This window comes from Flavobacteriales bacterium, from assembly GCA_016716605.1.
GTDB lineage: Bacteria > Bacteroidota > Bacteroidia > Flavobacteriales_F > PHOS-HE28 > PHOS-HE28.
The window spans coordinates 1,216,067-1,233,680 of the sequence record JADJWA010000001.1; the positions used below are offsets into that span (position 1 = coordinate 1,216,067).

Here is a 17,614-nt window from a genome sequence, read left to right on the forward strand (position 1 = left end):
AGGTGCTCATTGGGTGTCGTTGGCTTTCATCCGAGAGGCCATGCCTTTGAATCTGTAACGCTCTCCACCCTCACCTCCCCGCTCATCAGCTTCGGCAGCAGCGTGTCGCGGAGGGCGGTGAGTGATTTGATCTGCGCGCTGTTGGTCATGTGCTTGTCGAACAGCGGCTCCATCACCAAGGTCATTTCAATCAAGCGATCGGGGCTTGGTACCAACACCATCGCCTCGTCCAGATCGCCGCGTTTGATGTGGCCGAACGTAGTTGCATGGCTTTCGGCGATACTCACGAACTCATCCACGTAGTGCTTGGTCCACATGAAGTAGAACCACTTGGGGAACTCATCCGAGGTGACCTTGAACAGATGCTGGTTCAAGATGGCCTTGGGGCCATCCCATAGCTTGACGATCAGCGATGCGGACCAAGAGAAGATCACATCCCCTGCTTCCACGTAGTACTTGGGGTCAATATCGGTTGTCGCCCAATCTGATGATTCCGAGAGACCGTCACGGAGGTCTTTGATCTTCAGAACAGGCAAGCGATTCACGGGGTCCTTGGCAGGATACTTCTGACAGGCAACTCCATTCAGGTAGTTCGCAACGGAACTCAAGGGCCGTTGCGTCAGACCCTCCTCCGCCTCCTCCACGAACCACTGCCTGAACAGCGTTTCGGCCATGGCCTCCAAGGTCTTGTTCTGCCGGTGCAGCAGATCGATCTTGGCATCCAAGCTGCTGAGCACCGAGGCGATGGCGCGTTGCTCGGGTAGGTCTGGCAAACTCAACCGGAAGGCTCGAATGTCCTTCATGTTCAAGTGAGAGACCACGCTTCCACCTGATTGTTCCTTCAGCTCTGTTTTGATCGGAGGAGCACAGAGATGAAAGGTCAAATAGCTGCTATCAGCCACCTCCCGATTCACTTTGATCAGCACAGTGCGTTGGCCAAGACACACATTGTATCCGGGCTGTATCAAACCAACTTCGCCAACAGGCGCTTCCCTTGCGAGAATGATATCACCCGCCTCGGGTTTTCCCCTCCTTGTCCAGAGCTCGTAGGTGGGTTCATCTACACGGTAGCAGTTGGCATAGTCGATCCTGCCGTTCAAGATGTCAGGCGTACGGACAGAGTAGAATGCACTCTGCTCAACGCGAGGTGCAGTCTTATGCTCGCAGTCTATCACCTCTGCGATCTCATCCAATCGGTACTCCTGAAGCTCACCCATCGACCTTCACGCTTTTCAGGTTCTTCAGGATGGCGCTGTTCAGCTCGGACTCTTCCTTCAGCTGCGCCGCGAACTCGGCTTGCAGCGTGGCAAAGCGCTCAGCGAACACGAAGTCGTCCTCCTCATCCGCCAGGCCCACGTAGCGGCCGGGGGTGAGCACGTAGTCCAACTCCTTCACGCGGCTCAGTGGGGCGGCGCAGCAGAAGCCCGGCACATCGGCATAGGTGCCCTTGGGGTTCCGCCAGTTGTGGTAGGTGTCCGCAATGGTGTTGATGTCGGCCTCGCTGAACTCGCGCGTGCGGCGGTTCACCAGGTGCCCCATGTGCCGTGCATCGATGAAGAGGATCTCGCTGGTCCTGCTGCGGAACTTGCCGTTGGCCCTGTTCCTACTTAAGAACCAAAGGCATGCTGGAATCCCAGTGTTGAGGAAGAGCTTGGCGGGCAGGTTCACGATGCAATCGATGAGGCCCGCCTCCACCATGGCCTTGCGGATCTCGCCTTCGCCGCTGCTCTTGCTGGTGAGGGCACCCTTGCTGAGCACTACGCCTGCCTGCCCGCTTGGGCTGAGGTGGTAGATGAAGTGCTGCATCCACCCGAAGTTGGCGTTGCCTTCGGGCGGCACGCCGTATTGCCAGCGTCCATCGGTGCGCAGCAGATCGCCGCTCCAGTCGCTCACGTTGAAGGGCGGGTTGGCGATGATGTAATCGGCCTTCAGGTCCTTGTGGGCATCGTTGAGGAAGGAGCCCTCGCTGTTCCACTTCACCTGCGAACTGTCCAGCCCGCGGATGGCGAGGTTCATTTTGGCCAGCCGCCAGGTGGTCTGGTTGCTCTCCTGCCCGTAGATGCTGATGTCGTTGACCTTGCCTTGGTGCTCGGTGACGAACTTCTCGCTCTGCACGAACATGCCGCCGCTGCCGCAGCAGGGGTCGAACACACGGCCCTTGTACGGCTCCAGCATCTTCACCAGCAGTTCCACCACACTGCGCGGGGTGTAGAACTGGCCGCCCTTCTTGCCCTCGGCCAATGCGAACTCGCCCAGGAAGTACTCGAACACATGGCCCAGCACATCGGCGCTGCGGCTCTTGGCATCGCCCAGGGCGATGTTGCCGATGAGGTCGATGAGGCCGCCGAGGCTGGTGGGGTCCAGGTTCTGCCGGGCGTATACCTTGGGCAGCACGCCCTTCAGCGAGTCGTTCTCCCGCTCGATGGCGTCCATGGCCTCATCCACCGTCTTGCCGATGGTGGGCTGCTTGGCGTGGCTTTGCAGGAAGCTCCACCGCGCGCCGGGCGGCACGAAGAAGACGTTCTCGGCCTTGTACTCGTCCTTGTCCTCGGGGTCGGCACCGGCGCTCTCTTCGGCCTTCAGCTTGTCGTACAGCTCCACGAAGGCATCGCTGATGTACTTGAGGAAGACGAGGCCGAGCACGATGTGCTTGTACTCGGCAGCGTCGATGTTCTTGCGGAGCTTGTCGGCCGTTTTCCAGAGCTGCTTTTCGATGGGTTCGGAGGCCTCGACGGCTTTCTTGCGGCTATTGGGCTCAGGGGCCTCTTGGCCATTGGGCCCAAGTGCCTGAAGACCCTTGGCCTTTGGCGCACGGGTATAGGGTTTCACGGGTATTGGCATGGGTCGCTGAAAGTAGCAACTCGCTTTGCGTGCTCGCTCATCCTTGGCCGCCCCCCGTCCCTTCCGCCGTTGGCTTCGTTGTTAACCGTTCCAATGCCTTCTCCATAGCATCAAGCCGTTCTGCAAGCTGCGGTGCGGAACAGCTAAAGGTCGGCAGTGTCGGGGGTGAATAACCGCATGCCGTGTGCGGCACCGGGGCCTGTTTGCCTGTCTTCCACCATTTGGGTTTGAAATAGACCACATAGGCTCCGAGCGCCAACAGGGTCCCACACGCCACGTACTTGGTGGTCAGCGGGGCGGGCCCATATACAGCCACCCAAATGGTGTTGAAGAGAAAGGGCACTATGAATAGGATGGACCATATCTGGATCCAAAGGTCATAGCGATCACCATTTCTCTTGAATGAGTACTCCTTGCTGAGCGCGTTCCAAGCCACTGCCAGCGACCAGTACAAGGTGAGCAAGGCCCATGGCAACCATGGCCGGTCGTGCCAGGGAATCTTCCTCACCACATCCATCTTCATGAACGACTCCTCGGGATCCAAGCAGATGAGCGCTAGCGCCACCGCCATGAAGCAGATGAGGTCGATGAGCTTCATCCAAACACTGTACATCGGTCCATGCCCGCGTTGCTCGAACTGATCGGTGACATTGATCATGTCGTTTACCACGATGGACAGGATGAGCAAGGCTGCCCAGAAGTTGGAAGTGCCGAGCGAGTGCAGCACCTCGCGGAAGGCGCCGATGAACAGCAGCCCGAACAGGATGTTATAGTAGGTCATGCGAATCGCCGTCTAGTTGTACAGCATCATTTACCCTTTGCGCTTGGCGCGGGCCGCGCGGATGTACTCGAAGATGGGGATGTCGAGCCCGACGTTCCAGAAGCCCGCGTCAATGTTCTCGTCGAGTTGATTGTTCGGGATCACCGGTACGGCATAGGATGCATTGAGCTCTAGTCCATTGAAGAAGCGGACCCCGGTGCCTGTGCCCACTATTGGATATTGGAATTCGGCCTCACTGCGCAGGTCGGCGATGGTGTAGAGTAGGCCGGAAGCATACAGGCTGCAGTACCAATTGCTCACAACCGGATCACGCGGGCGTACGGAGCGGGTGAACATCCGGCCGTGGAAGCGGTAAGGCTCTTGCGCTTGTTGGCCCCGGGTGTACTTCCAATCCCATATGAACCATTTCAGGCCGAGCTTCTCCCCTGCCCAAGCCACCTGCTGGATTCCGAGTCGCTCTTCACCTATGAATGTACTGTCGAAGCTGCTGAAGTACCCGTAATTGAGCCCAATGGTGAAGAAGGGCCTGATGTTAAACCAACTGTTCTTGGTGGGTGACGAGGTGGTTCGTAACAGTTTATCCTCCAAGGTGAGAATGATTCCTTCGACATCGATGCTGAATCCATAGAGGCCGACTGGATTGAGCTCTTCTGGCTCGAAAATGACGTAGTCAGTGATGATATCGGCGATGCGTACAAGGGTTGCGTTCTGCCCGACATGATAGCGGTAGAGATCCATCGTCTTGAGGAATAGCTTCATGACAGCAGCGATTTCAGCGTTTCCCACTGTGCCCTGCTGTTTCGCGATCTTGGTCAAGTTGAGGCCCTTTAGTGCCTTCCAGTCTGTAGCCTCAACCGCCTTGGCCACCTCATCAATATTCCCTAGGTTGGTTTCCAGCCAGATCCGGTAGCCATCAATCAAGCTGGTCAAGCGCTGCCGTTCGGTGGCATTCTCTTCCCAAAGGCTCACGTAGTCGATGTCAGCTCTCCTCAACGTGTCGTATTGCCAAGTCCTGCCACTTTCAACCTTGAAGAACCCAAGCTCCTTGAGCTTTGCGCTCCTCGAAAGCCGGATATACATCTGGTCCAAGAGCCAGTTGTCTACTACGACCATGTGTTGCTCACTCTCGCCCGCACTGATCTTCCCAATACGGATCGGATTTCCTTGTCTCGCTAGAGCGCCTGGTGCTTGGACTTTATCGTAGGCGTCAGCCAGTTTCGACGCGATTTCAGCCGCAGACTTCCCTTTCAATTCTTCCGCACCGGTGAATACGCTTTGGCTTTGCATGAGATAGCGCGCGGAGGCAAAGGAGAGTGCGTAGTCAGCTGCTTTGGAAACAAGCCCGCGGGTCATCACGGTCTTGTTCTTCTCCGTCAGCAGGATATCCACCATATCGTAAATGGTATTGTATGTAGTCTTGTTGAGGGTGCGCACGTTTCCACGTACAAGGTTCGTAATCGCCCGCACCTTCACTTCCTCCTGTTTGGCCAGGACCAACTCGCTCAGGAGCTCCTCATCTATAGTCTGTCGAGGAAGTTGAGCGCTGGTTGTCAGGGTCACGCCAATGCATCCCACCAGGAGCAACAGGCGGAATCTTCTATTCGGGTTCAATTTGGTTGGGGTTTTAGCTGGCCAAACCTCCCCACCTCCTGTTAACCCCTCCCTTCCCCCAAGCCGGTTTCTTACACGGGTCGGGGGGGGCTTATTACACGGGTCCTGCTCGGAATCACAACCGCTCCATCGCGTGCGCAAACCCTTGCCGGGTGCGGGATCCGTGGCCCTGAGGGCTGGAAACGCATGGGCAGGCTACCGCTGGGCTTGGCCGCAAGCACCGGTATTCACCACATCCATTCTCACGCTTCCGATCCGTGAATTCGTGGGATCGAAATCAGCTCACGAATGCCTGGATCCGAAGCCTTGCACGTGGCCCTTGCCGACGACCACGACCTGATGCGCGCGGGCATCGCTGACCTCTTGCACGGCAGTGAGCGCTGCCGCGTAACGGTGGATGCCCGAAATGGCCATGAGCTGGTGCAGGCCTTGGTGGCCGGCGCGGAGGTGGCGCTGGCCATCGTGGATTTGGCCATTCCGGTGATAGACAGCTACGCGGTGGCGAATGATGCGTTCATGTGGTGAGGAACTCACGTACACGAATTGATGTTGCATTCAGCGTGTTCGCGGTGGAGAGCTGCACACGGCCGTTGGAGAGCGTGCCAGGGTCGGTTCGGAATCGATCCCGCCGGATGTCTTCGGCGATGATGGGCAGCTGCACGGGCATGAAATGCGCGGTCATGTTCACGCGGGAGATGTAGCCCATGAGTTCGGTGAGATCGTTACCGGTGCCGCTGGCCACGGCGGCCAGGTTGGTGTAGAATTCGATGCTGAGGGGATCGGGATCGCTCATGAGCGCATTGAGTGCGGCCATACCGGCGCCCTCCCGCACCAGCCCGCCCGGTTGACCCGGTATCAGCGGGAAGGGGCCGGATGCGGCTTCCATTAGCAGATCTGACCCCATGGGGTCGCTGTTGTTCATGATGTACACGAGATAGCCGCGCACCAAATCGCGCAGGAGCAAGCGTGTGGAGATGATGAGCTCCGGCTCCAAGTGGAAGAGCTTCACCTTGTTCTTCAGGTAGTCGCGGTGGCCCTGCCCGAGCGTGCTGAACACCAGGACTGCGTTGGCGGTGATCATGCAGCCTTGGCTATGGCCGCACAGCACGAGCGGTATGTCCTGCTCCATGCCGTGGTGCAGCAGGGCCATGGCCGCCACCTGCGTGGGGTTGACCACAGAGCGCGGTGTGCCACCGGAAAGGACGGCATCGGTGTTCATCAGACTGGAGAGGTAATCAACCCCGATGGATTGGACGAGGTCGGCAATCTTGTAGTGATCACCCCATTCCAAGCTGGTGTAGTTATGGAGGTGCTTGAGGTGGAAGGCCGTATCGGCGATACCCTCAAAGGCGCCGTTCAGGGTCTTCTGCAGCGCCATCGTAGAACGTATTCCGGATGAAGGCGTGGTGGTCATGCCATTGCAGAAGAACATGTTGGTGAAGGGACTGGCCGTAAGGATTGCCAGGCGCTCAGGCACCATAGCGGACCAGCGCTGAATCCGCGTACCAGTCATGCGCTCGGGGTCAGTGAACATGCTCGGGACGAACTGCTCCGAGATGTTCAAGGCACTTAGCAATGTGTGCCGTGTTTCCTTGTTGCCAACATAGACCTCAGGTGTGTATCGCGAGCGGCGGCCCGTGCCGGTGCCTGTCTCGGCAACTGAAGTCCACACCGAGAAGCCCTGCTGTCTCACTTCAGCCAGGTCCTCATTGCCATCGATGGCGCCGTCAATCTCGCCCGGTATGGCGGTGAAGGGAATCCCATCCCACGATTTATAGCCGTAGCCGCGGTCGCCGTCGAGGTTCCAATTGCAGAACGCCACGTCCTCAAGCTTATTCGTGCTGCGGTTCGCAAGCATGAAGAGGCTGATATCCACCGCGTTACCGAAGCTCTTGGCGTTCTCCTGTTGGAGCGTTCGGGTATCCTCAGGAGTCTCGGCGCGCGCATAGGCCGTGAGCAGCTTGAGGTCCAATGGCACCGAATCGATGAAGCCATCGGGCGTTTCAGCGCCCTCGAGGGTATAGAAGGAAGCGATTGTGGTCGGATGCTCGTGCTGCCCGTTCAAGAAATCCGGATGGTTCGCATGGTTCAAGAAAGGTACATAGGAACGCGTGTCCAAGTGTGGCTGTCCAGGCTGCCGCACGATGGGGAACTGCTTGTAGTCAACTTTACGCGTTGTGACCAAGGCCTCGGCGATGGGGCTGGTCAGCGCCGCATCCTCCGGCTCCGGATAGGCCAGGCCGGATAATGCGAGCACTTGGTGGATCATCCGATAGATATCATATAGAAAGAGCTGCACCGCATAGGCGAGTGCTTGGAGCAGCTTGAGGAGCTCGCCTGCCGGATCGGACAGGAAGTTGAGCAGTGCTTCACCGATTGCTCGCCCTAACTCGACCGTTGCATCAACGAGCCATTCAATGAACTCCGCTGCCGCTTGGAACCAAGCCACGATGGCGGCGAAGAAATCTTCAACGCTATTGGGCAGCGGCGTCGAAGGGAGCCCAGGGGGCGAGGGAATGTTGAGGTCGCCTCCGCTCATCAAGTCTGCCAGGTAGGCATCCGCTCCCGGGAAGGGCTCCTCGGGCCGCAGCTGCTCTTCCTGGCCGCCGAGGAACTTCAACATCAACTTCTGGAACGTGTAGGAGGTTTGGATATCCTTAGCGGATAGGAAGCCGTCGCGTGCGCTGTTCACGCCAACGCTCTCGGCGAGTCTGAGCGTATTCTCATCCGTGATATAGCGAAGGGGGTGCACGACATCGCGATACACCTCCTCAATGGTGCTAGCGATGAGTGCAGCGATTCCATCTGGCAGGTTCGGCATGTCGCCGAAGCCGAAAGCCCCGAACAAGGTGTTGCGGATGTTCCCTGCCCCCGAGCCAGACCACTTCCATTGATCCATGTAGTTCTCGATTACCACATGGCGCTGCACATTGATCCGATACGGTGAGCCGGAGATCGTGTTCACGAACGGATGCCCGACCAGATCAGCAGCGTAGTGCGTGGCATATCCATAGGCGTATGCCATCTGCGCCTCATCGTTGGAGGCCTCTGCATTTCGGATGAGCGCTTTCACGAAGTCGCCGGTCTTGCGATAGTGCAGCATCTCGAACCAGTACCAGTCCATCTCCTCGCGCCCGGCTTGTTGGCTACTTTGGAAGAGCCCGTGGAACAGGCTGCGTGCAAGCGTGTTGTTATCGGAGCCCGCCGCGCTGTCGAGTCCGAGTATGCGCAGGAATAGCGCTTGACTCACTTCGTCCTTCAAGCCGTTACCGAGCACCTCGAAGGCTTCCGTCATTGCACTGATGGCTTCGGCATAGTCGCTGGCAACCGCCACAGCAGGTCCAATGATCGGGATGCCTTCCATTGCATCGACGACTTGTTCCACGCCTTCCTCGATGTTCTCCTCGATACCCTCCGCGAATTCCTTGATCGGCTCTAGTAGCTGCATGACGCGGTCGTATGCTTCGACCAGGTCCTTCAGATTCTCGACGATGGCGTAGTCCGGGGCCCAGAAAAGGAGGTCTGGCCCGATGCATCCGAGATTTCCCTCCACCCGGTTCTGGGCGAGTATCCGGTGCAGGTCGCGTTGGTCGTTGTTTCCGTCGGCGAGGCGCTCGCGCACCTTCTCGAGTATGATGTGATGGATTCCGTACTTCGGCATGGTGGCTTGGTATCAGGGTTGTAATGGGAACCGGGTGAGGAATAGGTTCGATCGACGCGCGACCTGCCGGTGCAGGACCAAGCAGCGCACATTGCCGAAATAGGAATCGCTGTTGTTCCCGGTCCTTCTACGCGCGCACAATCGGGCCGTGACCCGATCGAAGGGCATGGTCGTGCCAAGTCCCACGGTTAGCCGAGTCCATGCTGCGTATGACGAAACCGTGGGAAGCAACTCCGGGAATTGCCCCACGGAACTGCCACCGCGACTCACCGAAATGGCGATGCCCCCTTGATCACGGGGATCCTGGTCCCAGTTCACCAAATCGCACTCCAATCTCGCGCTCAGGTTCCCCTTCGCCGATTCCTGCTCGATGAAATCGTGATCGGGGTGCTCCTCCAGATGAACCACCTGTTGGATCTCCGAGTAGCGTCCATCGTCGTTTACACCGTTGGCAGGTGGAGTTCCAGGAAAATAGACATGGGAAGGAGCCGGAGGATCGTGCGGGATCCCTCTCCCGAATCGAGTGAGCGGGCTATAGGACCACGTCCGGTGATCATTGTCCACCGCGCTGCCGTTGGCGAAATGATGATCATTCGGATAACGGATTTGCGTCCAGTGCCCGATGTCGTGCGTGAGCAGGTCCACATCGTGCCACGTGAGCTGTCCGACTCTCGAAACAGGAAAAGGGTCCAGGATCGGGTCGTAGGCAATTGCTGTGAAAGTCCCGAATGACCCTAGAAGCCGGTTGCGCGAGATACGGACCTCCTTCTGTTCCTGAATGCCGAGCGCGAATGCGGTGGTGCCGACTTTTATCTGCCCGGCAATGGTTTGCCCGTGGAATAATGCCCCTGCTTTGAACAGATCGATGCGCCCATTGAAGCAGGGTGCGTTCCCTGCATTGCGTACGGTGATGGTGCAGGAAAAGGCATCGACCTTCATGTCGACGACGCTTAGGCGTACCAGCAGCTCAATCCCTTTCCGCTTGCGGATAACCGGCCCGGCCCCTCCCTTTTTCATTGGGGGCAGTTTGCGGCCTGGTAGGCACGGGTGCTTACGTGTGGCTTTCTTCAGCATGGGGTTCGCTGTTGTTGGTTTGGATCAAACTGGGTTCTTCAATGGAATTTCCTTGTTAGTCGAAGGATCGAATACCCCCTCCGGATTGGGGATGGTATCCGACGGTCATCAAACCGCAAGTGGAACCACGGCGAAGCCAACTCGTTCTGCCGGCCATGCGGGTGTTGCATAATGTTGCTTGGCGCTTGGTATCGACTATTTCCGCGCTTGGCTTCGTCGCGGCGCTGGACCTCTTTCTCTGTGATCCACTTTCGGCATCGAGCTTCTTGCCAATGAGTTCCTGGTTACACGTTTGCGTGATGAGCCGATAAGTGCGCATATCCATATTGTTGGCCATCTTCAGCACGACTATCGAGTGCTCTATCTCGCGTTTGATGGGTTTCATGGTGGAGCAGGATGTTTCCATTGTTCAGGTAGGTCGTGGTTCGTGCAAGGCAATCGGTGCGTGCCAAACGTCTTTTGCCCATCCATCCCCCCCCTCCCCCCCAAGGGGGTTTCTTACACGGGTCGGGGGGGCTTTTTACACGGGTCCTCCTCGGAATCACAACCGCTCCATCGCGTGCGCAAACCCTTGTCGGGCATGGGCAGCGTGGCCCTGAGGGCTGGAAACGCATGGGCAGGCTACCGCTGGGCTTGGCCGCAAGCACCGGTATTCACCACATCCATTCTCACGCTTCCGATCCGTGAATTCGCGGTAAGGAAATCTCCTCACGAATGCCTGGACCCGATGTCTTGCACGTGGCCCTTGCCGACGACCACGACCTGATGCGCGCGGGCATCGCCGACCTCTTGCACCGCAGTGAGCGCTACCGTGTAACGGTGCATGCACGCAATGGTCAGGAATTGGTGCAGGCCCTGGAAGCGGGCGCACAGGTGACCATCGCCATTGTTGATCTGAGCATGCCGGTGATGGATGGGTATGCCGTGCTCGATTGGCTGAAGCAGCATCGGCCCCTGGTGCGCGTGCTGGTATATAGCCAGTTCGCCGATGACGCTGCCGTGATCCGCAGCTACCGGGGCGGGGCGCATGGCTTCTTGTGCAAGGAAGAGGCGGCGGAGCAACTGGTGGTGGCCATGGACACCCTGGCTGCTGGCGCCGTGTACCACACCGACTACAGCCAGCGCGTGCTTCTCGAGAACCCGGACGGCCTCACCGTGGAGGAGCGGCGGCGCAAGCGCCTGGCGGCGCAGATACCCCAGAGCCATTGGGGCGTGCTGGAGGCCATTTGCCGCGGCGACGACCCCACCTACGCGGCCATGGCGGCGGAGCTGAAGCTGAACCGCCGCACCGTGGAGCGTTATGCGGCCGAGCTATGCGCCTTGTTCGGGGTGAATAGCAAGACCGCCTTGGCCATTGGCGCCATCAGGCTCGGGCTGGTTGCCGCGCACGAAGCACCTGGGCCTGTTACCTGAAAGGTGACAGGCCCCCGGTGCGCGGCCGTGCGTGAGGGTCGCGCACGGAGGTCTTTGCGCCGTGCAATTGCGCTGCAGCGTGCCGCGCCTTGATCATCTGTTGGCCTGGTTGCGCGGTGGCATCGCCAGGTCGCCCGTTACCGTGATCAGTCAACTGGCGGCGGCATCGATCTGCACGGCGGCAAGGGCAAGTTGCTTGGCGGCATCGGCAAGCGGCGTGACCATGTCGGCAAGTCGCGCAACGGGGCCATCGATAGGCGCGTCGCCGCCCTCCAGTTGCGCGGCTGCGGCAGCGAATTGCGCAACGGCATCATCAGCCCGTGCGGCGCTGCCATCAGGTTGCGTGCTGGCAAGAGCACATGGCGCGGTGGGTGCGCCAAGTTGCGCGGCGCCAGGAGCAAGTTGCAGGGCTGCGTGAGCAAAGCGCGCAGCAAGGGCATCATGCTGCACGTGGCCACGATCAAGTTGCGCGGCGTCGCCAGCAAGTCGCGCGGCCGTTGCGAACAACTGAAGCAGCAACGGCATGACCTGTATTGACGCGGCATTCAGAAGGGCGTGCGTAGAACTACGCGCTGCGCGTGCGGATTTCCCGCCAGCAGGAAACGTCACCTCGAGAGGGGCTTCCACGAAAGAGGGGCCGTGTCCGGAATTCCCCGGCGCATTAAACCAACAAGACCATGAAACAGAATCTGGTCATCGTACTGGGCTTCAGAAGCCTCACCCCCGCAGCCTTGGTGGAAAAAGGCCGCAACCACATCGAGGATTGCACGGACAACGCGAACGTTACGCTGCCTGCTGGATTCCTCACCGATTTCGCCGCGGCCTGCGACGCGCTGGAATCGTCGAACATGGCGGTATCGCAGAACGGCGGCAAGACCGATCACCTGCTGCGCAACGAGCGCCGCGCAGTGGTGGAGGAGTTCATCCGCAAGCTGGCCGGCTACGTGGAGGCGCAGTGCACCAACGATGCGGAGAAGATCGCGAGCGCGGGCTTCACCACGCGGAAGGCCCCCAGCCCGGTCGGCGTGGTGCCCGCGCCGAAGAACCTGCGGGCCAAGCGCGGCGTGCTGGGCGGTGAAGTGGATCTGCGCTGGGACCGCGTGAAGGGCCGCTTGATGTATGCCGTTTACATCAATGCCGGCGACCCGAACGTGGAGGAGGGGTGGACCCTGCTGACGCAGACCAGCAAGAACTACCTGGTGGCCGAGGGCCTCACCACCGATGCGGTGTACTACTTCCGCGTGCAGGCCATTGGCACCGCCGGTGCCGGTCCGGCCAGCGACAGCGCGGTGAGCAAGGCCGCCTGAGCCGCACCGCCAATCGAGGTCCTTCTTCACGCAAAGCTCCCGCCCCGGGTCGGCCGCAAAGGCAGGCTCCGGGGTTGGGGGCGTGAGAACCAACCGCACCATGAACACAAGCACAACACCTGGAGAGCGCAGCGCCTTGGCCTTCGAGCGCGAATACCTCGCTTGGTACACCCGCGTGAACGATGAGGTCGGCACGGCCTTCGACCCAAGCGCATTGGTGGCCCTGGCGCGCGCACAATACCCGCACCTGCCGCAAGTGGCCGATGCCTTCGGCCGCCTCACCGCCATCTGGCACCACACAGCGCTTTACAGCCACTTCCTATCGTACCGCACACGCACCGCGCACTGGCGCTTCTTGTGCAGCTTCCCCTTGCAGCATCCGCTGCTGGGCAGGCTGCAAGTGGACCTGGTGCGCGATCCGCAACATGCCGGCAGGCCAGCCATCGGCGGCGTGGAATACCTGGATCGCGTGCTGGGCCGACTGCCGCACGACGATGGACGGACCACCTTGGTGCACTTGTGCCGTAAGCAAGCGCGCGCATGATCCGCACCAGCACGCTCACGCACAACGCGGAATCCGTATTCCGTCAATGGCAGCATGCGCCGCTCGTGCTTCCGCGCTTGCGCTGGCTGGCGGGTACGCCTTACGCCCGGCTATGGCACGCGCACGAGGGCGATCGTTCCCTGGGCATCGCGGCCGCCTTGCTCTTCGATGCGCACGCGCGCATCATCCTGTTGAGCAACCGCGGCACCGCCTGCGATGCACGCGCAGGAATGGTCGCGCAGCTGCTGCACGACCTGCTTGCCGCCGGTACCAGCCGCATCACGGTGATCGCACCCGACGCGGACGCTCCGCTCTGGCAGGCGCATGCATTCCTTCCGCACGAGCCCGTGTTGCGCTGCGCAGGCGGCCGTTTCCTGCAGGCCACGCATGCCGAAGTCGTTCCCCTGCAACCGCGCCACCGCTTCGGCATGCTCCACCTGGACCGCCGTGCCACAGGCATGGACCGGCACGCGCTGCTTACCGAACACGAATTCCTGGGACAGGTGTACGAGGAGCGCGGCGTGGTGCGCGGCTTCGCCCTGCCGCTGCTGGGCGATGGCCTCATCGTGGCCGATGCGCCGCATGCCGGATTGGAGCTGCAACGCTGGCTCTTCCCCACACAGCGCCACCTGTTGCTGCCCGATGGCAGCCCGGCGTTGGTGCACTTGCGCGAGCGCGGCTACGCCTGCACGCCCGTGGGCACGCGCCTGGTGCTGGGCCCTGCTGTTGCCCGCCCGGAGCTGCTGTATGCCGAACCCTTCGGCATGTGATTCCATGCGCCTCCTCATATTCCGGGAACTCGCGCTGTTCCATTGAGCTGAATTCTCCTTCCACCTTTTGCTTCGCCAAAAGGTGGAGCCATCCCTTCGCCTGCGGCTCGGGAGGCGACCACGATCCAAGCGCTGGCCTTCGCCACACGGCCTACCGCACTATCGGCTACGGCCGCGCCGCGCGGATCGTGGACGCCACCGCACTCACGTCCTAGTCGCATGGTGCCATATCGAAAGAGGTGGTGCTGGTCGAAGTGCCTCCCCATGAAGGTCCTTTCGGTCGACACGAAGACACTGCCCAACAGCGCCGTGTGAACACCCGATTAAAACGTACACGCTATACTTGGTCGGTTGCTCTCCCATGGAAACGCCCGCTATCCCCATCGCGCTTGTCGATGACCACACGCTGTTCCGCAGCATGATGGCGGAGATGCTCGACGGCATTCCCCAATACCAGGTGGTGCTGGAGGCCAGCCACGGCGTGGAGTACATGCGCGCCATCAAGAACGGCACCGAGATCTCGGTAGCGGTGGTGGACCTGCACATGCCGCTGATGGACGGCTATGAGACCATCGCCTGGATACGCGCCAACACCCCCGGCACGCGCGCCCTGGCCCTCACCTTCGAGGGCAGCGAGGAGGCCCAGGAAAGGGCCTTGCGCGCCGGTGCCTGCGGTTTCCTGCGCAAGGACATCAGCAAGAGCGTCTTCCTCGATGCGCTGAACCAGGTGGCGGTGCTGGGCCATTACCACCACCCATCGGAGGTGAGGCAGGCACAGGCCCTGCGCAAGGAGCACGAGCAGCGCCGCAGTGTTGCGCTGAGCAGCCTCACGGACCGGGAGCTTGCCTTCATCAGGCTGGTGTGCAACGAGCACGAGCTCACCAACGACCAGGTGGCCGAGCGCATGGGTGTTCACCGCCGCACCGTTGACGGTTACCGCGAAACCGTGTACCGCAAGTGCGATGTGAAGACCAAGGCCGGGCTGGTGGTCTTCGCCTTCAAGTGGGGCATACTGCCTTAGAGCCCGTTTGGAATCTCTTCAAACAGGCTCTTAAGCGACCCGTGTGAAAAGCCCCCTTGCACCCGTGCAAGCACCGGTGCCACGCATGGTCCGCATCGCCTTCATTTGATGGCTCATACCGTACCCGATGCTGCACCCCCGTACCCGCCTTCGCTTGCTGCTCACCGCCCTGCCCTTCACCTTGCTGGCCTGTGGACCTTCCGCCCCGGAGCAGCAGGCACCGGCCACCAACGGGATCGAGGTCCTCGATGCCGCCCTGAAATCCGCCCTGCCCGATGTGTTCGGCACGGAGCACCTCTACGTGCCCAAGGGCGAATTGGCCTGTGCCGAAGCGGACTTCACGGACCATATCCACCAAGGCGATTCCACCAGCCATGCGCCCATCCCGCTGCCATCGGGCGGCATCCAGGTGAAGTGCTCCGCCCTGCTGAGCGCACTGGATGCGGTGGAGCCCTGTGAGCCCAGCGGCCCCATCGTGCGCGGCGTGGTGGTGCACTATGGGCTGAACAGCAACGCGTTTGATGTGCGGCTGCAACTGCTCTGCCTGAAGTACGACGACACCACCGAGGAATACGAGTATGCTGAATCGGACGATTGCTACCGGATCAAGTCCGACGGCTCGTTGCAGCTCGAAACGGGCGGGCTCGTGGCGTGGCGTGCAGCGGGCGGAGGCTGGGCCAACTACGCGGCCAGGGTGATGATCAAGTCCGACTACAATTCAGCTTGGGTCAGGCTCCATGCGGAATCGGAGCCCAACTCGGCGATCCACGGCGAGGATGTGGTGCGCGGCCTCATCGCACAGAACGGCTTGAGCGAAGGCGAACTCTCGCTGGTGCCCATTGCCACGCCGCAATTCCGCGCCCTGCTCCCCGACAGCACGTATGAAGAGCGCGGCTTCCATCAGGGCCTGGCCTGGGTGCCGGTGGGCGTGGACCTGGACGATTCCACTTACACGAACGAGCCGTTCCGGGCGAAGGCGCTGGATGTGGGATCGCCCTGCCCGCACCTCTGCCCGAATACGCCGTTCCAATTCTGGACTGCGGCCACCAGCCCCCGGCACACGTGCAAATGAGCCCGGAATAGCACCTGGTTCTGCACGCCGATGCTCCTCTACCACCTCCGCGAGCTGCTCATGCTTGCAGCCATCGGAGCGGCCTTCGCCGCCTTCTTGCGCATCCAGCGGCCAAGGCCCCGCCTCTTCCGGCTTGGCGGCGCGCTCATGGCGCTGGCCTTCCTCGTGGAGTTGATCGGCTATGTCACCAAGGTTCAGCAAGAGATCAACGCCCCGTTCTACAATTCCTTCATCGTGCTGGAGTTCCTGCTCGTGCTGGCCATGGTCCACGCTGAGCAACCCGATTGGAGCAAGGTGCTGCTATTGGTCGCCGCATTCGGACTCGCCGGCTTCGTGGTGAACGCACGATTCGTGGACTGGCAGCACGACATGCTGTTCGAAGCGATCGTCCTGTTCGCCTTATTGCTCGCCATCGTGCTTGGCGCGCTGCTTTGGCGCATGGCCAACACCAGCACGATCGCCTTGCTCAGGGTGCCCGCATTCTGGCTCTTCACTGGCATGCTCCTTTACTTCACCGCATTGCCGCCCGTGATGGGCCTGGCGCGCTACCTCCGCAAGCAGGACCTGGAGCTCGCGTCCACCCTTTGGACCATCATGCCCGTGCTTTGCACGGTTCGCTACCTTCTCGCCGCCTATGCCTGCTGGCTCCTGGGCGGACAGCAGCGCGCGAAGCATGAGTGAGCCGCTGCAGATCGTCTTCGTCGTCGTCGTCATCACCTTCGTGCTGCTGCTGATGGGGGTGGCCATGGCGGGCCTCCTGGTGGTGAATGCGAACCGGCGGGTGAAGCACCGCTTGGAGCTGGAGGCCGCGCAGCGCAAGCTCCAGGAAGAAGTGGTGCGCGCTGAACGCGAGGCCACGCGGCAGACCATGCATCACGTAGGCCTCGAGCTGCACGACAACCTGGGCCACACGTTCACCATGGCGCGCGTGGGGCTCATGACGGCCCTCGAAGAGAACGAGCCCCAGCGGATCGCAGTCGCGATCGAGGCCCTCGACCATGGCATCGCCGAGCTGCGCAGCACGGCGCTCGACCTGCGGGAGGACCTCTGGAACAACCGGACCCTGGCAGAGGCCCTGGCCTTCGAGGCCGCGCGCATTGAGCGCGTGGTGCGCATCAGCGCCCAGCTCCAGGTGGAAGGCGAATCCCGCACGATCAATGCCGACACCAGCACCATCCTCTACCGCATCTTCCAGGAAGTGGTGAACAACGCGCTCAAGCATAGCCGGGCCGATGCGCTCTCCATCACCTTTCGCTACGGCCCACCCATCACGCTCATCGTATCGGACAATGGGCGGGGCTTCGACCCGGATGCCACCGAAAGCAATGGCGGCCTGCACACTCTGCGCCACCGTTGCGCGCTCATCGGCTTCAGCGCGCATTGCGCCAGCGCACCGGATCGTGGCTGCACGTGGACCTTCACGGAGCTCGTCGCCGCGCCGCGACCGGGGCTCGCCTGACACGGAAGGGCGCGCATAGGAACTGAATGGGCGCAACGCCTTCCCTAGAACCCACGCCGC

At 60.8% G+C, this 17,614-nt stretch carries 17 protein-coding genes; 9 read left to right on the forward strand and 8 right to left on the reverse strand.

What is annotated here, in order from left to right; all coding sequences use genetic code 11:
• Window positions 1–26 precede the first annotated feature (26 nt).
• Genes IPM12_04835 through IPM12_04850 form a run of 4 tightly spaced genes read right to left on the reverse strand, consistent with a single transcriptional unit; the run spans window position 27 to window position 5,056 of the window.
• Entirely contained in the window at window positions 27–1,193 is a 1,167-nt protein-coding gene (locus IPM12_04835; protein ID MBK9147134.1) for a restriction endonuclease subunit S, read from the reverse strand.
• Window positions 1,194–1,209: 16 nt separating this feature from the next.
• The gene (locus IPM12_04840) at window positions 1,210–2,841 is read right to left on the reverse strand and encodes an SAM-dependent DNA methyltransferase (protein MBK9147135.1); all 1,632 of its coding nucleotides are present in this window, start codon (window positions 2,839–2,841) and stop codon (window positions 1,210–1,212) included.
• A 37-nt stretch (window positions 2,842–2,878) separates the two neighbouring features.
• Window positions 2,879–3,622, reverse strand: coding sequence for a hypothetical protein (locus IPM12_04845; protein ID MBK9147136.1), 744 nt, complete (start codon window positions 3,620–3,622; stop codon window positions 2,879–2,881).
• Window positions 3,623–3,652: 30 nt separating this feature from the next.
• Window positions 3,653–5,056, reverse strand: coding sequence for a hypothetical protein (locus tag IPM12_04850; GenBank protein MBK9147137.1), 1,404 nt, complete (start codon window positions 5,054–5,056; stop codon window positions 3,653–3,655).
• A gap of 465 nt (window positions 5,057–5,521) precedes the next feature.
• Between IPM12_04850 and IPM12_04855 the strand changes: the two genes are divergently transcribed.
• Window positions 5,522–5,758: a response regulator transcription factor gene (locus tag IPM12_04855; protein MBK9147138.1), complete on the forward strand. Its 237-nt coding sequence runs from the start codon at window positions 5,522–5,524 to the stop codon at window positions 5,756–5,758.
• On the opposite strand, the gene IPM12_04860 is transcribed toward IPM12_04855, so the two are convergent.
• The 3 genes from IPM12_04860 to IPM12_04870 form a co-directional block, all read right to left on the reverse strand.
• Entirely contained in the window at window positions 5,748–8,894 is a 3,147-nt protein-coding gene (locus IPM12_04860) for a zinc dependent phospholipase C family protein (GenBank protein ID MBK9147139.1), read from the reverse strand. The two genes, IPM12_04855 and IPM12_04860, sit on opposite strands and share 11 nt — an antisense overlap.
• Before the next feature lie 12 nt (window positions 8,895–8,906).
• Window positions 8,907–9,911 (reverse strand): hypothetical protein, encoded by a 1,005-nt coding sequence (locus IPM12_04865; GenBank protein ID MBK9147140.1) that lies wholly within the window; start codon window positions 9,909–9,911, stop codon window positions 8,907–8,909.
• 112 nt (window positions 9,912–10,023) lie between these two features.
• Window positions 10,024–10,353: a hypothetical protein gene (locus IPM12_04870; protein ID MBK9147141.1), complete on the reverse strand. Its 330-nt coding sequence runs from the start codon at window positions 10,351–10,353 to the stop codon at window positions 10,024–10,026.
• A gap of 329 nt (window positions 10,354–10,682) precedes the next feature.
• On the opposite strand from IPM12_04870, the gene IPM12_04875 reads away from it, so the two are divergent.
• Window positions 10,683–11,381, forward strand: a complete 699-nt coding sequence (locus IPM12_04875; protein MBK9147142.1) for a response regulator transcription factor — start codon at window positions 10,683–10,685, stop codon at window positions 11,379–11,381.
• 150 nt (window positions 11,382–11,531) lie between these two features.
• Here IPM12_04875 and IPM12_04880 read toward each other — a convergent pair whose 3' ends face one another.
• On the reverse strand, window positions 11,532–11,906 hold the full coding sequence (locus IPM12_04880) for a hypothetical protein (GenBank protein ID MBK9147143.1): 375 nt from the start codon (window positions 11,904–11,906) through the stop codon (window positions 11,532–11,534).
• 152 nt (window positions 11,907–12,058) lie between these two features.
• Here IPM12_04880 and IPM12_04885 point away from each other — a divergent pair, with 152 nt between their 5' ends.
• From IPM12_04885 to IPM12_04915, 7 genes are all read left to right on the forward strand, one after another.
• On the forward strand, window positions 12,059–12,688 hold the full coding sequence (locus IPM12_04885; GenBank protein ID MBK9147144.1) for a fibronectin type III domain-containing protein: 630 nt from the start codon (window positions 12,059–12,061) through the stop codon (window positions 12,686–12,688).
• Window positions 12,689–12,788: 100 nt separating this feature from the next.
• Complete coding sequence (locus IPM12_04890; protein MBK9147145.1) at window positions 12,789–13,232, forward strand: hypothetical protein; 444 nt, start codon at window positions 12,789–12,791, stop codon at window positions 13,230–13,232.
• The gene (locus tag IPM12_04895) at window positions 13,229–14,002 is read left to right on the forward strand and encodes a hypothetical protein (protein ID MBK9147146.1); all 774 of its coding nucleotides are present in this window, start codon (window positions 13,229–13,231) and stop codon (window positions 14,000–14,002) included. The genes IPM12_04890 and IPM12_04895 overlap by 4 nt, the downstream gene beginning before the upstream one ends.
• Before the next feature lie 361 nt (window positions 14,003–14,363).
• On the forward strand, window positions 14,364–15,023 hold the full coding sequence (locus IPM12_04900; protein MBK9147147.1) for a response regulator transcription factor: 660 nt from the start codon (window positions 14,364–14,366) through the stop codon (window positions 15,021–15,023).
• A 127-nt stretch (window positions 15,024–15,150) separates the two neighbouring features.
• The gene (locus tag IPM12_04905) at window positions 15,151–16,095 is read left to right on the forward strand and encodes a hypothetical protein (GenBank protein MBK9147148.1); all 945 of its coding nucleotides are present in this window, start codon (window positions 15,151–15,153) and stop codon (window positions 16,093–16,095) included.
• 30 nt (window positions 16,096–16,125) lie between these two features.
• Window positions 16,126–16,776, forward strand: a complete 651-nt coding sequence (locus IPM12_04910; GenBank protein ID MBK9147149.1) for a hypothetical protein — start codon at window positions 16,126–16,128, stop codon at window positions 16,774–16,776.
• Window positions 16,730–17,554, forward strand: a complete 825-nt coding sequence (locus IPM12_04915; GenBank protein ID MBK9147150.1) for a hypothetical protein — start codon at window positions 16,730–16,732, stop codon at window positions 17,552–17,554. Before IPM12_04910 ends, IPM12_04915 begins: the two co-directional genes overlap by 47 nt.
• Window positions 17,555–17,614 lie beyond the last annotated feature (60 nt).

Excerpts from the sequence above, each read along its gene's own strand:
- IPM12_04910 (MBK9147149.1), top strand. The coding sequence starts at position 16,126 with ATGCTCCTCTACCACCTCCGCGAGCTGCTCATGCTTGCAGCCATCGGA.
- IPM12_04885 (MBK9147144.1), top strand. The coding sequence starts at position 12,059 with ATGAAACAGAATCTGGTCATCGTACTGGGCTTCAGAAGCCTCACCCCC.
- IPM12_04865 (MBK9147140.1), bottom strand. The coding sequence starts at position 9,911 with ATGAAAAAGGGAGGGGCCGGGCCGGTTATCCGCAAGCGGAAAGGGATT.
- IPM12_04855 (MBK9147138.1), top strand. The coding sequence starts at position 5,522 with ATGCCTGGATCCGAAGCCTTGCACGTGGCCCTTGCCGACGACCACGAC.
- IPM12_04875 (MBK9147142.1), top strand. The coding sequence starts at position 10,683 with ATGCCTGGACCCGATGTCTTGCACGTGGCCCTTGCCGACGACCACGAC.
- IPM12_04860 (MBK9147139.1), bottom strand. The coding sequence starts at position 8,894 with ATGCCGAAGTACGGAATCCATCACATCATACTCGAGAAGGTGCGCGAG.
- IPM12_04870 (MBK9147141.1), bottom strand. The coding sequence starts at position 10,353 with ATGAAACCCATCAAACGCGAGATAGAGCACTCGATAGTCGTGCTGAAG.
- IPM12_04895 (MBK9147146.1), top strand. The coding sequence starts at position 13,229 with ATGATCCGCACCAGCACGCTCACGCACAACGCGGAATCCGTATTCCGT.
- IPM12_04915 (MBK9147150.1), top strand. The coding sequence starts at position 16,730 with ATGCCTGCTGGCTCCTGGGCGGACAGCAGCGCGCGAAGCATGAGTGAG.
- IPM12_04845 (MBK9147136.1), bottom strand. The coding sequence starts at position 3,622 with ATGACCTACTATAACATCCTGTTCGGGCTGCTGTTCATCGGCGCCTTC.
- IPM12_04840 (MBK9147135.1), bottom strand. The coding sequence starts at position 2,841 with ATGCCAATACCCGTGAAACCCTATACCCGTGCGCCAAAGGCCAAGGGT.
- IPM12_04880 (MBK9147143.1), bottom strand. The coding sequence starts at position 11,906 with ATGCCGTTGCTGCTTCAGTTGTTCGCAACGGCCGCGCGACTTGCTGGC.
- IPM12_04890 (MBK9147145.1), top strand. The coding sequence starts at position 12,789 with ATGAACACAAGCACAACACCTGGAGAGCGCAGCGCCTTGGCCTTCGAG.
- IPM12_04905 (MBK9147148.1), top strand. The coding sequence starts at position 15,151 with ATGCTGCACCCCCGTACCCGCCTTCGCTTGCTGCTCACCGCCCTGCCC.
- IPM12_04900 (MBK9147147.1), top strand. The coding sequence starts at position 14,364 with ATGGAAACGCCCGCTATCCCCATCGCGCTTGTCGATGACCACACGCTG.